Source organism: Microbacterium sp. ACRRU (genome assembly GCF_022346945.1).
In the GTDB taxonomy this organism is placed as follows: Bacteria; Actinomycetota; Actinomycetes; order Actinomycetales; family Microbacteriaceae; genus Microbacterium; species Microbacterium mcarthurae.
Map to the genome: position 1 here is coordinate 15,769 of NZ_JAKRNI010000031.1, position 15,489 is coordinate 31,257.

A 15,489-nucleotide genomic window follows, 5' to 3' on the forward strand; every position below is an offset into this window, starting at 1 on the left:
CTGTCAGGATGCCGCGAGCCGCTGCTTCTCCGTCGCGATGTCGTAGTCGGCACCCGGCCACTGCGGGTCGATGTCGGTGAGAGCGTCGATGAGGAGCTGTTGCACGGCCAGCCGCGCGTACCACTTGCGGTCGGCGGGGACGACGTGCCACGGGGCGAGCGGCGTCGACGTGCGCTCGAGCGCGACCTGGTAGGCATCCATGTAGTCGTCCCAGAGCGCGCGCTCGTCGACGTCGGAGGGGTTGTACTTCCAGTGCTTGTCGGGCCGCTCCAGACGGTCCGCCAGCCGCTCGCGCTGCTCCTCCTTGGAGATGTGCAGCATCACCTTGACCACGCGGATGCCGAGTTCCGCCGCCTCCGCCTCGAACGCGACGATCGCGCCGTAGCGTCGTTCGATCTCGTCCGCGGGTGCGAGTTCGCGGACGCGACCGATCAAGACGTCCTCGTAGTGCGACCGGTCGAAGACGCCGAGGCGGCCGGCATCCGGGAGGCGTTTGCGGATGCGCCACAGGAAGTCGTGCGAGAGCTCTTCGGCGGTGGGCTTCTTGAACGACGCCAGCTCCACGCCCTGCGGGTCGACGGCCCCGACGACGTGCTTGACGATGCCGCCCTTGCCGGCGGTGTCCATCGCCTGCAGCACCAGCAGCACCGACCCTGTGGCGGTGCCCGCGACGCTCTGCGCGAAGAGCCGCTCCTGGAGGTCGGCGAGCGGCGCCACACCCGCTTCGAGGTCCGCCTTGCCCTGATCCTTGTCACCGTCGTACCCGGGGGTCGCGCGGGTGTCGACATCGACGAGACGGAAGCCCGGAGCGACGCTCAGGGCATCGGCGGCGGGCGTGGACCAGCGGCTGTGCGAACTCATCGTCACATCGTGGCGGGGGACGGCGGTGCGCGCCAGTGGTTGACGGACGGCGCTCAACGGTCCAGGGGCACCTCGATGAGCTGCCGGCCTCCGACGGGGGCGGTGAGCGCCTGATCGAGCGCGACCCGCGTCGTGATACGGCGGTACTCCCACCCATAGGCGAGCGCGAGATGCTCGAGTCGGACGTTCTGGGGTGTGTACTGCACCCGCTCCATCGCGTCCTCGCCGGCGACGGATGCCACCTCCAGACCGTCGAAGATCGTCCCTCCGCCGTCGTTGCCCACGATCACCTGCAACCGCGGCTCGTCCTCTCCGGGCGGAAGCAGCATCGCCCCGGCGTCGTGGAGGAAAGCGAGGTCGCCGAGGAGCACGCGTGTCACACCCGGGCGCTCGCCGTCCTGACTGGCCACGGCCACACCGGTCGCCGTCGCGATGGTGCCGTCGATCCCGGCGAGCCCCCGATTCGCGTGCACCGCCACCTTCTTGCCGCCGAGCAGATCGTCGGCGACACGGACGAGGCGCGACGAACCGAACACGAGACGGTCGTGGGGCCACGTGGCCCGCCACAGCGCGTCGACCAGGGTCGCGCGGTCGATCGGCGCGCGCATGACCTCGACCTCGGCGTTGATCGCGCCCAGGCGCTCGTGCGGGACAGCCGACGAAAGACCGTCCGCGTCGGGGGCGGGCGGGCTGAGGTCGACGGCGGCGGCGCGAGACGCCCGCATCCACTCCCCCAGCCACGCGCGATCCTCGGCACCGGCGGCCCGCACGGCGTCCACCGCGTGGGTGGCCCCGTTGAGATTGACCGGCTCCCCCGGGCCTCGGACGGCGATGACCTCGACGTCCTCCCGCGAGAGCAGACGCACCACCTCGCGGCTCAGGGTCGGGTGACCGAACACGACCGCGCGCTCGACCCGCCCGCCGAGCTCGGGCTCGCGCAGCAGAGCGCGGTACGCGTGGACCACGGAGCGTCCGAAGCGCGCCCCGCTGACGATCTCGGCGACGAGCGGGAAACCGCCCCGGTGGGCCAGCTCCTCCGCGGCGGGGCCGGCATCCGCTCCCGCGACGACGATCGTTCGCGGTCCCGACTCGAGCACGTACGGCGCCTCGGGCTCGGGCGGGAGGTCGGCGATACCGATTCCCCCGCCGCCCTGGTAATGCGCGCCCGAGGCGTCGCCCTCGTCGGCGGCGGCGTCTTCCGAGGCTGCGGCACGCGTGGCGCGGTCGACGAGCCACCGCGGGGCGGCCCCGGCGAGGGGCTCGCGCAGCGGGACGTTGAGGTGCACCGGCCCCGCGGGCCGGGCGCCCTCCCCCAGCGCCGCGGCCAGCGCCGTCGCAGCGGCTTCATCGAAGACGGCGGTCTGGCTGCCCCCGGCATCCGGATCCACGTCCTCGGGCACGGGAAGGTCGGCCTCGTAGCGCGCCGCCGAGCGGAAGAGCCCGGGTTGGCGCGTGGTCTGGTTCGCTCCGACCCCGCGCAGCTCGGGCGGGCGATCGGCGGTGAGGAGGATGAGCGGCACACCCGCGTGGTGGGCTTCCAACACGGCCGGCAGGAGGTTCGCCACAGCCGTCCCCGACGTGCAGATCACGGCGGCGGGAACGCCGGTCTCGCGGCCGATCCCCAACGCGGTGAAGCCCGCGACGCGTTCGTCGATGCGGACGTGCAGCCGCACGATCCCCGCCCGCTCCAGGTCGGCGGCGACGAGCGCGAGCGCCTGCGAGCGGGACCCGGGGCTGACGACCAGGTGCCGGACTCCGCGAGAGACGAGACCGGCCAGGAGCGCGGCGGCCGCGTCGGTCGCCGGGGCCGCGGAGCCCCGTTCCTCTCGTGCCACGGTCAGCCGACGGCGCCGCGCTGACCGCGGGTGTCGTCGTCGCCCTTGCCCGGGTCACCACCGGCGTCACCGTCGGGCTCGGCGGGCGGACGCTTGTCGCGGGGGTCGTCGGCGGCGGAGTCGAGCTGCGCGAGTTCTTCCTCGAGACGTCGGATCCGCTCGTCCTGGTCGGCGCGAGCACGCGCGGACAACCCGCCGAGGAACTCGGGGTCGTCGTCGGGTGCACGCCGCACGACGGGGCGGCCGGCGCGGCCGCGACCGATGAGGAACCACAGGATGCCGCCCAGCACCGGAACCAGGATCACGATCACCATCCAGGCGGGCTTGCTGACCCCGCGGTGGCGTGCGGCCGGTTGAACGGCGCAATCGACGATCGTGTAGACCCAGAATGCGATCGCCACGAGCGCCAGGATCAGCAACAGGCGTGCCATGACCCGATTCTACCGGCGCTGCCTGGACACCGGCCGGGCGCCGGGGTGTCAGCCGGCGGTCGTAAGCTAGGAATATGCGTGCCCGTTCCGCCCTGGTCTACACGGTGCTGCGCCTGCTGGCCTTCCTGGTGCCCCTCGGCATCCTGCTGCTGTTCCCGATCTTCCGGGAACTGCCGTGGTTGGCGGCCGTCTTCGCCGCGCTGATCGGTCTGAGCCTGTCGCTGCTGTTCCTCCGGCGCCCCCTCGATCAGGTGACCGGCGACCTCGCCGCCCGTCGTGCGGAGCGCCGCGCCGCGAACCGCCGCACCGGGGCGGAGACGGATGCTGACGTCGAGGACGCCGTCGTGGACTCGACGAGCGACGAGCGCCCCGGCTCCGAACGCTGAGGCCGGCTTCGCGGGTCAGGCCACGAACGCCCAGAACAGGATCGCGCCGTAGCCGACCGACGTGAAGCTCGTCACCTGAAGCGCGACGATGAGCTCGCGCGGCGCCCGGTAGGTCCAGACGATGAGGATCGCCGACAGCGCGCCGAGCAGAGCCAGGAGCGTCAGCCACGCGATCGGGTACACCAGCGCGAGGAACACCGAGATCGCGAAGGGCACGAGGACGAACACGCTGAACAGCACCTGCGTCGCGCGTCGGCCGATGAGCACCGAGAGGGTGCGCTTGCCCGCGAGACGGTCCTGGTCGATATCGCGGAGGTTGTTCGCCAGCAGAACCGCGCACGCGAAAAGGCCGGCGGCCACGGCACCGAACCACGCTTCCTGCGGCAGCGACTGCACCTGGAGCCACGTCGTGCCGAGGGTGGCGACCAGGCCGAAGAAGACGAAGACGAAGACCTCTCCGAGGGCGTTGTAGCCGTAGGGCCGCTTGCCACCGGTGTAGAACCAGGCGGCGACGATGCACACGGCGCCCACGGCGATGAGCCACCACTGCCCGGTGCGGATGACGAGCGCGAGACCCACGAGCGCGGCGAGCGCGAAGAACGCCAACGCCACGATCAGCACCGTGCGCGGTTTCGCCTTCTTGCCGCCCGTGAGCCGGCCCGGCCCGACCCGGACGTCATCGGTGCCGCGGATGCCGTCGCTGTAGTCGTTGGCGTAGTTGACGCCGATCTGCAGCGCGAAGGCGACCGCGAGGCACGCGAGCGCGATCACCCAGTGGAGCTGACCGTCGACGAGGGTCGCCGCTCCCGTGCCGATGAGCACGGGCGTGATCGCCAGCGGCAGGGTGCGCAGCCGGGCGGCGCCGATCCAATCGCGCGCGGTCGCGGGGGTCGCCGCGCGCGGAACGGGTCGGTGGGCCTTCTGGGGATTTCCCCCGGGACGCCGCTTCGGGGCGGGACGCGAGCGTTTGCGAGACTGTGCTGCCACGGAGGGAAAGCCTAATTCTTCGCGGAGCCGAACCGGGCTCGCAGGGCGGCGCGGTCGGGCTTGCCGGATGCCAGGAGCGGCACGGCATCGATCAGCACGAGACGCGCCGGGCGGGCGACCGGCCCGATCACGGCGGCCACTTCGGTGCGCACGAGGTCGAGCGTCCTCCCCTCGTCGAGGCCCGGACCGTGCGGTGCGATGACCGCGGACCCCTGGCCCCAGCGCTCGTCGTCGACGGGGATCACCACGGCCGATTCCAAGCCCGGGATGCCGCGCACCGCCGCCTCGACACGGTCGAGCGAGACGTTGACCCCGCCCGAGACGATGACGTTGTCGAGCCGCCCGGTGACCCGCAGCACACCGTCGGCGAGGTCACCGCCGTCTCCCGTGCGGTACCACCGGGCGCCGTCGGCATCCACGGGGAAGAGTTCGGCCGTGCGATCCGGGTCGCCGACGTAGCCGTCCGCGAGGGTGGGACCGGAGATGCGCACCTCGCCGTCGACGATCGCGACCTTCACCCCGTCGAGCGCTCGCCCGTCGTACACGCATCCCCCGCAGGTCTCGGTCGAGCCGTAGGTGCGCACGATCCGCGCCCCCGCGGTCTGGGCGCGCTCCCGGAGGGCGGGAGCGAGGGCCTGACCGCCGACGAGGATGGCCTCGAACGACCGCAGCGCGCGGGCGACGTCGGAATCGTCTTCGGCGGCGTCGAGAAGTCGCTGCAGCTGTGCCGGCACGAGGGAGGTGTAGGTCGGGACACGGATGCCGTTCTCGTGCGACGCCATTCCCAGGGCCGCGGCGGCGAACGGCTCCGGGCGGAACGGTCCGGTGAGCATCGCGGGCTCCCGGCCGTTCACGAGGGCCCGGACCAGCACCTGCACTCCCGCGACGTAGGTCGCCGGGACCGCGAGCAGCCACGCCCCCTCGCCGATCCGGGCGGAGGTCGCGAACGCACTGGCGATGAGCGCGTTTCGTCCGATCGCGACGGACTTGGGCACCCCCGTCGACCCCGAGGTCGTGATGACCGCGGCTGTTCCGGCGGCCACCTCGGTGGGGAGGACCGCGTCGCCGCCGAGCGCGACGGCGGGCCCTGCCCCCAGGACCGCGTGGCGGAGCGCCCGCAGCACGTCGCGCGGGCCGTCGGACGTCAACCGCTCGAGCTTCACGACCGCACCGGGCCGCGGCATCCGAGGATCAGTAGTGCCACGGGACGCCCGACCAGTCGGGGTCGCGCTTCTGCAGGAACGAATCCCGCCCCTCGGCGGCCTCGTCGGTGCCGTACGCCAGCCGCGTGGCCTCGCCCGCGAACAGCTGCTGGCCCACCAGGCCGTCGTCGACCGCGTTGAACGCGAACTTGAGCATGCGAATGGCCGTCGGAGACTTCGTGAGGATGGTGCGGGCCATCGCGAGGGCTTCGCGCTCGAGGTCGACGTGTGGCACGACACGGTTCACCGCACCCATCTCGTACGCCCGCTGCGCCGAGTACTCCTCGGCGAGGAAGAAGATCTCCCGCGCGAACTTCTGCCCGATCTGCCGCGCGAAGTAGGCCGAGCCGTAACCGGCGTCGAACGATCCCACGTCGGCATCCGTCTGCTTGAAGCGTCCGTGCTCGGCGCTCGCGATCGACAGGTCGCACACGACGTTCAGCGAATGCCCCCCGCCCGCCGCCCACCCGGGAACGACCGCGATGACCACCTTCGGCATGAACCGGATGAGCCGCTGCACCTCGAGGATGTGCAGCCGTCCCGCGCGGCCGTGATCGGCCACGGCGTCCTCGTCCTCGGAGTACTTGTACCCGTCGCGCCCCCGGATGCGCTGGTCGCCGCCGGAGCAGAACGCCCACCCGCCGTCCTTCGGGCTGGGCCCGTTGCCGGTGAGGAGGACGACGCCGATGCGGTGGTCCTGCCGCGCGATGTCGAGAGCCCGGTACAGCTCATCGACGGTGTGCGGCCGGAAGGCGTTGCGCACCTCGGGACGGTCGAACGCGATCCGGGCGACACGGCCGTCGTGCGTGACGTGGGCCGTGATGTCGGTGTACCCCTTGGCGCCGGGCGCCAGGGTCCACTCGGCGGGGTCGAAGATGTCGGAGACGCTCACGGGACTCAGGCGTTCTTCGCGTCCCGCCAGGCGAGCCAGCGCTCAATGATCGAGTAGTCCCAGTCCGGACCCGAGAACCCGAGCGTGAACAGCCGGGTCCCCGCGTCGAACAGCGCGTCGGCGACGTCCTCGTCGCGGTCCTTGAGCTCGTTCGACACGACCAGGCCCGACAGGTCGCGCCCCTCGGTCTCGGCCCAGCGCTCGATGACCTCGAACTTGTGCGGCAGCTCCTCGGGGGTGACGAAGCTGTGCCAGATGTCGGCGTGACGGGCGACGATGCGCAGCGTCTTCTGCTCGCCCTTGCCGCCGATCATGACGGGGATCTTCCGCGTGGGCGCGGGGTTGAGCTTGCCCCAGCGCTCGACGATGCGGTCGAGGTCGCCGGCGAGCGCGTTCAGGCGCGAGCCCGCCGTGCCGAACTCGTAGCCGTACTCGTCGTAGTCGCGCTGGAACCACCCCGACCCGGTGCCGAAGATGAAGCGACCGGTGTCGCCGCCCTTCTTGCCGATGTGGTCGATGGTGCGGGCCATGTCGGCCTGCAGGTCGGCCCCGCGATAGCTGTTGCAGTTGACCAGGGCGCCGAACTCCACCCGCTCGGTCTGCTCCGCCCACGCGGCGAGCATCGTCCACGACTCGAAGTGCTCACCGTCGGGGTCGCCGTAGAGCGGGAAGAAGTGGTCCCAGTTGAACAGGATGTCGACGCCCATCTCCTCGAGGCGGAAGACGGCGTCACGGATGTCGGAGTACTGCACGTGCTGCGGCTGGATCTGGACGCCGAGCCGGACCGGGGTGTCGAAGAGCATGGCGTCAGCCTATTCCCGGCGGTCCGCGGCGCGGGCCAGGATGGGACGATGAGCCCCACCGCGCTTCCCCCGCTCGCCGACGTCCTGGCCACGGCCCGCGTCGTCGCCCTCCCGCTGGCGACCCGGTTCCGTGGCATCCGGACGCGCGAGGCCGTCGTGTTCGAAGGGCCCGAGGGGTGGACGGAGTTCTCGCCCTTCATCGAGTACGACGACGCGGAGGCCGCGACGTGGCTCGCGGCGGCCGTGGACTTCGGGTGGCATCCCACCCCTCCGCCGCTTCGCGCGAGCATCCCCGTGAACGCCACGGTCCCCGCGGTCACCGCGGACGAGGTCGACGCGGTCCTCGCCCGCTTCGACGGATGCCGCACGGCCAAGGTCAAAGTCGCCGAGGCCGGCCAGGTGCTCGCCGACGATGTCGCGAGGGTCCGCGCGGTCCGCGCGGCCATGGGGCCCGAGGGCCGCATCCGCGTCGATGCGAACGGCGGGTGGAACGTCGACGAGGCCGAGCGCGCCGTCCACGCCCTCGCCGAGTTCGACCTCGAGTACATCGAGCAGCCGTGCGCCGAGGTCGACGAACTCGCGCAGCTGCGACAGCGCATCGGCTACCTCGACATCCCGATCGCTGCGGACGAGAGCGTCCGCAAGGCGGCCGACCCCCTCCGGGTCGCACGCGCGGGCGCGGCCGACCTGCTCGTGATCAAGGCGCAGCCGCTCGGCGGGGTCCGCGCCGCGCTCGCCCTCGTCGCCGATGCGGGCCTGCCGGCCGTGGTCTCCAGCGCCCTGGACACCTCGATCGGACTGTCGATGGGACTCGCCGTGGCCGCCGCGCTTCCCGACCTCGAATACGACTGCGGCCTCGGCACGGCATCCCTGTTCACCGCCGACGTCGTCGCCGAACCCCTCCGGCCGCGCGCGGGGGCTCTGGCCGTGTCTCGTCCCGTACCGACCACGGCGGGGCTCGACAGGGTCGCCGCGCCCGCCGAGCGACGCGACCTGTGGCTGCAGCGCCTCACCCGGTGCTATCGGCTGCTCGAGGCCGACGTCACTCGAGGATGAGCGCCACGAGGTGCGCCAGACGTTCGGCGAGGTCACGCCGGGCGCGGTTCGGGTCGCGTCGTGTGATGAGCGCGTGCTCCGACGCGGCGATCCACGTGGACAGCAGCAGATCGGTCGCTTCGTCGAGGGGCAGGCGCAATGACAGGCCGCGCGCCTGTGCGACATCGCGTACGAGGTGGGCGACGTTCTCGGAGAGTCCGCGGTCAAGCGCCAGGTACGCCTCCGCGAAATCGCCGTTGCGCAGCGCCTGCACGCGGATCTCGGCCCCGAGCAGGACGTCGAGCCGGTCGTGTCCCGCGACCTCGAGCACCTCCTGCACGATCTTGCGCACCTCGGTGTCGGCATCCAGTTCGGTGACCTCGAGCGAGGCGACACGCTCGCGCACGGCCGTGAGCGTCGTGTCGGCCGAGCGCCCGCAGAGGGCCAGGAAGAGCTCCTCCTTGGAGGCGAAGTTCGAGTAGAAGGCCCCGCGGGTGAAGCCGGCGCGTTCGCAGATGGCCTCGACCGAGGACGCGTCGATCCCCTCTTCGGCGAACATCTGGGCCGCGGCATCCATGAGTCGGGTGCGGGTGTTCTCGCGTCGTCGCGACGGCGCCGGTGCCGTATCGGTCATGCCGCGCTCCTCTTCGTTTCACGGGCGAGACTCAGGTTGTAGGTCAGCCCGCATCACTACGATACAGTCTTGTATCCGATACGGTGCTGTATCGACCCACCGCCGACCTCGGGAGCAGCCACCGTGTCCACCTTCCTGTACACCCTGGGCCGCTGGTCGTTCCGCCACCCGTGGCGCGTCCTGTCGGCCTGGCTGCTCATCCTCGCGCTCGCCGGCGGCGGTGTGGCGCTGTTCGCCAAAGGCACCGACAACACCTTCTCGATCCCGGGCACCGAATCCCAGGCCGGGCTCGAGATGCTCTCCCGCACGTTCCCGCAGGTCAGCGGCGCGAGCGCGGACATCGTGGTCGTCTCCGCCGACGGCGCGAGCGTGCGCGACCAGGCCTACCAGGACGCCATCGGCACCGCGGTGGACGACATCGGCACCCTCGAGTTCGTCGAGGCCGTCACCAACGCCTTCGACGACCGCATCTCCGGCGGCGTCTCCGACGACGATCGCGCCGCGATCATCCGCATTCAATTCTCGGGCGAGGCCACCGCGGTCCCCGCCGCGACCGAGGACGGCCTGCGCGAAGACACCGAGGCCCTCGGCGCGGCCCTCCCCAGCGGCTCGCAGGCCGTGCTCGGCGGTCAGCTGTTCGCCACCGAGGTCCCCGGCGCGACCATCACCGAGGCTCTGGGCGTGGTCATCGCCGCGATCGTGCTCATGCTGACGTTCCGCTCGCTGCGCCTGGCGTGGATGCCATTGGCCACCGCCATCCTCGGCGTGGCGCTGTCCGTCGCCCTGATCTTCATCTCGACCGGGTTCGCCACCGTGTCGTCCACCACCCCCCTGCTGGCGGTGATGCTGGGCCTGGCGGTCGGCATCGACTACGCCCTGTTCATCGTCTCGCGCCACCAGGATCAGGTGCGCGAGGGGATGGACCCCGAGGAGTCCGCCGCGCGGGCCACCGGCACCGCCGGGTCGGCCGTGGTGTTCGCCGGCATCACCGTGCTCATCGCGCTCATCGGCCTCGGCTTCGCGAACATCCCGTTCCTGACCACGATGGGCATCGCCGCGTCGGTCGCGGTCGCCATCGCGGTCTGCATCGGCCTCACCCTCACGCCGGCGCTCCTCGGCTTCGCCAAGGGCCGCGTCGTCGGCTGGGGTTACGGGTCGCGCGGCACGACATCGCGCCGCCGTCGCGGCATGTCCGCGCAGGAGGACGCCGACGCCGTCCACGCCGCCGCCCTCGAGCGCGAGAAGAAGGTCGCCGCCGCCAAAGCGCGCGCCGAACGCAACGGTCCCGCCAAGCGGTGGGTGGGCCTCGTGACACGGCATCCCGTCATCACGACCGTCGCCGTGATCGGCCTCCTCGGCGTCACCGCCATCCCGGCGGGAAGCCTCGCCCTGACCCTCCCGACCGCCGGTCAGCTCCCCGAGGGCAACGAGGCACGCACCACGTACGAGCTCACGGAGGAGTACTTCGGTCCCGGCGCCAACGGCCCGCTCATCATGACCGGAACGATCGTGACGTCCAACGATCCGCTGACGCTCATGCAGGACATCGGCGACGAGGTCGCGAAGATCCCCGGCGTCGCCGAGGTGGCCCTCGCCACCCCCAACGAGACCGCCGACACCGGCATCGTGCAGATCGTCCCCGAAACGGGTCCCGAAGACCCGCGCACCGCCGACCTCGTGCGCGAACTGCGCGCCGCCGAAGACCGCCTGTACGACGAGTTCGGCGTGCGCCTGCTGGTCACCGGCTACACCGCCGTGACGATCGACATCTCCGACCAGCTCGGAGCGGCGCTCCTCCCCTTCGGCATCTTCGTCGTGGGCCTGTCGCTGATCCTCCTGATGATCGTTTTCCGCTCGATCTGGGTGCCCCTGACCGCCGCCGGCGGGTACCTGCTCTCGGTCGCTGCGTCCTTCGGCGTCGTCGCCGCGGTGTTCGAGTGGGGCTGGTTCGCCGACGCCCTGCACGTGGCGAAGGTCGGCCCCATCATCAGCTTCATGCCGATCGTGCTCATGGGTGTGCTGTTCGGTCTGGCAATGGACTACCAGGTGTTCCTCGTCTCGCGCATGCGCGAGGACTACGTGCACGCCTCCCGCGAGGGACGCACCCCCCGCGAGATCGCCCTCGGCGCCGTGCGCAGCGGCTTCCGGGGCTCGGCGCGGGTCGTCGTGGCCGCCGCCGTCATCATGTTCTCGGTGTTCGTCGCCTTCGTGCCCGAGGGAGACTCGAGCCTCAAGCCGATCGCCCTCGGCCTCGCGGTGGGCGTCGCCGTCGACGCGTTCCTCGTGCGCATGACCCTGGTGCCGGCGATCCTCGCGCTACTGGGGGCCAAGGCCTGGTGGATGCCGCGGTGGCTGGACCGGCTCCTGCCCAAGCTCGACGTCGAGGGCGAAGCCGTCGAGCGCGAGCTCGGACTCGCCGATTGGCCCTCCGAGCCGGCGATCGCGATCGCGGCCGACGACCTGCGCGCGGCGACGGTACGCGACGACGACGACCCCGCCTTCGCCGACGTGCAGCTCCGCCTCGGATACGGGGGCACGCTGCTCGTCACCGGGGAGACCCGCGTCACGCGTCCCCTGCTCCTCGCCCTCGCCGGTCGCCTCTCGGCGATCGAGGGACGCCTGCGCGTCGACGGGCTGCTGCTGCCCGAGCGGGCCGGCACGGTGCGCTCGCGGGTGGGCGTGGCCCTGCTGGACGACGCCGAAACGGTCGCAGCCGAGGTCGACAGCGCAGTGTCGGGCCGCACACGCCTGGCCGTGCTGTGCGACGTCGATCGCCTCGACGCGGACGCCCGCGCCGATGTCGCCGAGGCGATCCGCCGGGCATCGGCCGCCGCGCGGGAGCGCAGCGACGACGCCTCCGGGGCCTTCACCCTCGTCGTCTCCGCCCGCGACGAGCGCCGCGCCCTTGCGCTCCTCGCCGACGCACACCGCCCCGACGTCACCTCGCTCGCCCTCCCGTCTCCCCACCGCCACCGACCGGCTCCCGAGTCCTTCACCGATCTCTCCGAGGTGTTCGCATGACCGTCCCCGTCGAGCGCTCCCGCTCGCGCCGCCCCGTGACCTGGCTCACCCTCATCGGCGTGCTGCTGTTGCCCGCTGTGATCGGTGGCATCCTCGTCGGCGCGCTCTACAACCCCACCGACCGTCTCGACAACATCACCGCGGCCATCGTGAACGACGACAAGGCCGTCGAGCTCGACGGGCAGCTCGTGCCCCTGGGCCGGCAGCTCACCGGCGGACTCGTCGAGGGCGCCGACGACCAGCCGAGCAACATCGACTGGGTCATCTCGAACGACGACGACGCCGCAACGGGCCTGAAGGACGGCACGTACACAGCCGTCGTCACGATCCCCGAGAACTTCACCGCCGCCGCCCTCTCGACGCGACCGGGCGAAACACCCGAACGAGCCACGATCGGCGTCGAGACCGCGCCCAACGCGCGCGTCGTCGACGGCGCGATCACCGCCCAATTGGCATCCACCGCCTCGTCGGTGTTCGGGAGCGAACTGTCGTCGCAGTACCTGACCAACGTGTTCCTCGGCTTCACCACCCTCGGCGAGCAGCTGAGCACGGCGGCCGGTGGAGCGCACCAGCTCGCCGACGGCGCCGGTCAAGCCGCCGACGGTGCCGACGCACTGGCCGACGGCCTCGGGCAGCTGTCGGACGGAGCCGCGCAGCTCGCCACCGGCGCGCAGCAGCTGGCCGCGGGAGCCGGCCCACTGGCCGACGGCGCGTCGCAGCTCGCCGGCGGTGCGACCGCGCTGGCCGGCGGCACGCGCGAGGCGGCCGCCGGTGTCGGCGACCTCGCGGGCGGTGCGAACACCATCGCCGACGGCAACCAACAGCTCGCCAACGAGATCAACGGCATCGCCGACCAGATCCCGCCGCAGTTCGCGCAGATCGCGACCGACCTGTCCGAAGCCGCGCCGCAGGTCAACGACGCCCTCGTGGCGGCGGCCGCAGCGCTGCAGACGGCCGCCGACGAGTGCACGGGCACGCCCGAGCAGTGCGAGGCGCTGCGCGCCGCAGCGGCCGATGCGAACGCCGCACTCCCCCAGGCCACGGCGACCGTGACGCGGATCGGCGAGCTCGCCGGCGACGCCGCAGAGCTGCCCGCCGGCATCCGCACCATCGCCGCCGCGAACCAGCAGCTCGCCGACGGCGCCCGCGGGCTGGCCGGCGGCGCCACCGAAGCCGCGGACGGCCTGAACACCATCGCCGGCGGCGTCGACGGCCTCGCCGGAGGTGCGAACCAGCTCGCCGACGGCGCACGACAGTTCGGCACAGGTGCAGCGGGCCTCAGCAGCGGCGCCGCGCAGCTGGCATCCGGTGTCGCCGGAGCCGAGGAGGGAGCCGTGCAGCTCGCCGACGGCGTGGAGCAGGTCGCCTCGGGCACCTCGTCGCTCGCGGACGGGCTCGACACGGCCGTCGCGCAACTGCCGACCTACACCGACGCCCAGGCACAGAACCTCGCCGACGTCGTCGCCGACCCCGTCTCGGCGTCCGGCGTGAGCGACTCCCTGTTCGGCATCGCGGCGGTGCCGCTGCTGGCGATGGCGGTGCTCTGGTTCGGCGGCCTCGCCTCGTTCGTCGCGTTCCAGGCCGTGTCGGCGCGGGCGCTCACGAGCCGCCGCGCCTCGGGCCTCGTCGCTCTGCGGGGCTTCGCCCCCGCCGCGATCATCGGCGCCGTGCAGGGCATCCTCGTCGCGGGCGTCGTGCAGGTGGCATCCCAGTACGACTGGAGCGACTGGGCGCTGTTCGCCCTCGTGTGCATCGCCGCCGGAGTAGCGTTCGCCGCGGTGAACCAGGCCCTCGTCGCCCTCTTCGGCGGAGCGGGACGCTGGGTCGCGGCCGTGATCGGAGCCCTGGCCGTCGCGGCCAACATCGTCTCGACGGTGCCGCCGATCCTGGCGGGTCTCGCGTCGCTGCTGCCGACCTCCCCCGCCTACGCGGCGATGCTCGGCGCCCTCGCATCGTCGGGCGGGGTGGCGGCCGGTGTCGCCGGCCTCGCGGTCTGGGCCGTGCTCGCGCTGATCGTGACGACGCTCGTCGTGGTCCGGCACCGCACAGCGTCCGTGCGCGCAGCCGCCCAGCCCGCGTAGCGCGGCGCGGGGGCGCGGCGCGGCGGCGCGGGGGCGCAGCGCGGGGGCGCAGCGCGGGGACGCGGCGCGGGGACGCGGCGCGGGGACGCGGCGCGGGGACGCAACGCCGGGGCGCTGCGCGGGGGCGCGGCGCCTCTCCCTGTTGAGTGTCCAAGACACGCGGACGAGCCGCTCCCGCATCCGCGTGTCTTGGACATTCAACGCGGGGTAGACCACCCCGCACCTGTGTGAGTGCCCCTCCTCCACACGACACGGTGTGCCTTCGCCATCCCCAGAACGGCGAGAGGCCGCGACGGCCAGGGATGCGGGTGCGGTTTCCTGGCGCCATGCGTCGCTCCGCCCTGCCCGACCACCTCGGACCCGCGTTCGACATCGCGACCGCCCGCCGGGAGGGAATCGCCTCGGGGCGCCTGTTCGCTCACGACCTCTTCGCGCCCTTCCATGGCGTACGAGTCGGGGTCGATCATCCGCTCGACGAAGTGCTCGACCGGTGCGTGGCGTACGCACCCCGGCTGCGCGGGAGTCAGTTCTTCAGCCACACCACCGCCGCCGCGCTCTGGGACTTGCCGCTCCCCGGCTACGCCCTACGCGACCTCCACGTGGCGGCCGACCGTCCCGCACGCGAGCCGCGGTCGGTCGGCGTGATCGGCCATCGGCTCCGGATGGATGGCGCCGACCTGACCCTCCGCCACGGACTCCCGGTCCCTTCGGCCGCCGAGACCTGGGCGCAGCTCGGGGGAATGGTCCCGCTCGACGCTTTGGTCGCGGCCGTCGATGCCGTCCTGACCCGGCGGGACGCCGACCGCGAGGATCTCCGCGCCGCCCTCGAACGCCTCCGTCGACGCGGGGCCGCGGACCTCGAGACCGCCCTCGACCTCGCCCGGGCCGGCGCAGAATCGCCGCGGGAGACTGAGGTGCGGTTACTGCTCCACCGCGCGGGGCTGCCCGAACCGGAGTTGAACGAGAACCTGCATGTGGACGGCCAGTTCGTCGCTCGACTCGACCTCGCGTACCGCGCCTACCGTGTCGCGGTCGAGTACGACGGGCGCCAACACGCCGCGCTCGACCAGTTCCGCCGCGACGCCGACCGGTGGCGCGCCATCGCCGGAGCGGGATGGCTCCTCGTCCGCGTGCTCGACCACCACCTCCGCGTCCCCGAGCGCGACGTCGTCGGCCCGGTCCGTGCCGCGCTGATCTCCCGAGGCTGGCGCCCCGGCCCGTAGGCCGGCAGTCCCGATGCGACCCGCGCGGGGCGCGGGGAATGCCGGGGCCTGGCCGGCCGAACGGAGCGCGGTCGTGCGCTGCGGTGGCGTGCCTGGGT

General features: G+C 72.4%; 13 protein-coding genes. 5 read left to right on the forward strand and 8 right to left on the reverse strand.

The window, feature by feature from the left end:
* Positions 1 to 3: 3 nt before the first annotated feature.
* Genes MHY30_RS12570 through MHY30_RS12580 form a run of 3 tightly spaced genes read right to left on the reverse strand, consistent with a single transcriptional unit; the run spans position 4 to position 3,127 of the window.
* Positions 4 to 861, reverse strand: coding sequence for a polyphosphate kinase 2 family protein (locus tag MHY30_RS12570; RefSeq protein WP_239277233.1), 858 nt, complete (start codon positions 859 to 861; stop codon positions 4 to 6).
* Between the two features lie 53 nt (positions 862 to 914).
* Entirely contained in the window at positions 915 to 2,696 is a 1,782-nt protein-coding gene (menD, locus tag MHY30_RS12575; protein ID WP_239277234.1) for a 2-succinyl-5-enolpyruvyl-6-hydroxy-3-cyclohexene-1-carboxylic-acid synthase, read from the reverse strand.
* A gap of 2 nt (positions 2,697 to 2,698) precedes the next feature.
* Positions 2,699 to 3,127 (reverse strand): PLD nuclease N-terminal domain-containing protein, encoded by a 429-nt coding sequence (locus tag MHY30_RS12580; protein ID WP_239277235.1) that lies wholly within the window; start codon positions 3,125 to 3,127, stop codon positions 2,699 to 2,701.
* Positions 3,128 to 3,201: 74 nt separating this feature from the next.
* On the opposite strand from MHY30_RS12580, the gene MHY30_RS12585 reads away from it, so the two are divergent.
* Complete coding sequence (locus MHY30_RS12585) at positions 3,202 to 3,513, forward strand: DUF4229 domain-containing protein (protein WP_239277236.1); 312 nt, start codon at positions 3,202 to 3,204, stop codon at positions 3,511 to 3,513.
* A gap of 15 nt (positions 3,514 to 3,528) precedes the next feature.
* Here the strand turns inward: MHY30_RS12585 and MHY30_RS12590 are convergent, their stop codons facing one another.
* The 4 genes from MHY30_RS12590 to MHY30_RS12605 are packed head-to-tail and all read right to left on the reverse strand — an operon-like array spanning position 3,529 to position 7,397.
* Positions 3,529 to 4,500 (reverse strand): 1,4-dihydroxy-2-naphthoate polyprenyltransferase, encoded by a 972-nt coding sequence (locus MHY30_RS12590; RefSeq protein WP_239277237.1) that lies wholly within the window; start codon positions 4,498 to 4,500, stop codon positions 3,529 to 3,531.
* 11 nt (positions 4,501 to 4,511) lie between these two features.
* Positions 4,512 to 5,663 carry an AMP-binding protein gene (locus MHY30_RS12595; protein ID WP_239277248.1) on the reverse strand — a complete coding sequence of 384 codons (1,152 nt, stop codon included), beginning with the start codon at positions 5,661 to 5,663 and terminating at the stop codon, positions 4,512 to 4,514.
* A gap of 28 nt (positions 5,664 to 5,691) precedes the next feature.
* Complete coding sequence (locus MHY30_RS12600) at positions 5,692 to 6,594, reverse strand: 1,4-dihydroxy-2-naphthoyl-CoA synthase (RefSeq protein WP_239277238.1); 903 nt, start codon at positions 6,592 to 6,594, stop codon at positions 5,692 to 5,694.
* Between the two features lie 5 nt (positions 6,595 to 6,599).
* Entirely contained in the window at positions 6,600 to 7,397 is a 798-nt protein-coding gene (locus MHY30_RS12605) for an LLM class F420-dependent oxidoreductase (RefSeq protein WP_239277239.1), read from the reverse strand.
* A gap of 48 nt (positions 7,398 to 7,445) precedes the next feature.
* Here MHY30_RS12605 and MHY30_RS12610 point away from each other — a divergent pair, with 48 nt between their 5' ends.
* On the forward strand, positions 7,446 to 8,453 hold the full coding sequence (locus MHY30_RS12610; RefSeq protein ID WP_239277240.1) for an o-succinylbenzoate synthase: 1,008 nt from the start codon (positions 7,446 to 7,448) through the stop codon (positions 8,451 to 8,453).
* On the opposite strand, the gene MHY30_RS12615 is transcribed toward MHY30_RS12610, so the two are convergent.
* A complete protein-coding gene (locus tag MHY30_RS12615; RefSeq protein WP_239277241.1) occupies positions 8,440 to 9,066 on the reverse strand; it encodes a TetR/AcrR family transcriptional regulator in 627 nt (208 codons plus the stop codon). The genes MHY30_RS12610 and MHY30_RS12615 overlap by 14 nt on opposite strands.
* Before the next feature lie 123 nt (positions 9,067 to 9,189).
* Between MHY30_RS12615 and MHY30_RS12620 the strand changes: the two genes are divergently transcribed.
* The 3 genes from MHY30_RS12620 to MHY30_RS12630 all read left to right on the forward strand — a co-directional run bounded on the left by MHY30_RS12620 (position 9,190) and on the right by MHY30_RS12630 (position 15,391).
* Entirely contained in the window at positions 9,190 to 12,087 is a 2,898-nt protein-coding gene (locus MHY30_RS12620; protein ID WP_239277242.1) for an MMPL family transporter, read from the forward strand.
* A complete protein-coding gene (locus MHY30_RS12625; RefSeq protein ID WP_239277243.1) occupies positions 12,084 to 14,168 on the forward strand; it encodes a YhgE/Pip domain-containing protein in 2,085 nt (694 codons plus the stop codon). Before MHY30_RS12620 ends, MHY30_RS12625 begins: the two co-directional genes overlap by 4 nt.
* 326 nt (positions 14,169 to 14,494) lie before the next feature.
* Positions 14,495 to 15,391 (forward strand): hypothetical protein, encoded by an 897-nt coding sequence (locus MHY30_RS12630; protein WP_239277244.1) that lies wholly within the window; start codon positions 14,495 to 14,497, stop codon positions 15,389 to 15,391.
* Positions 15,392 to 15,489: the final 98 nt, after the last annotated feature.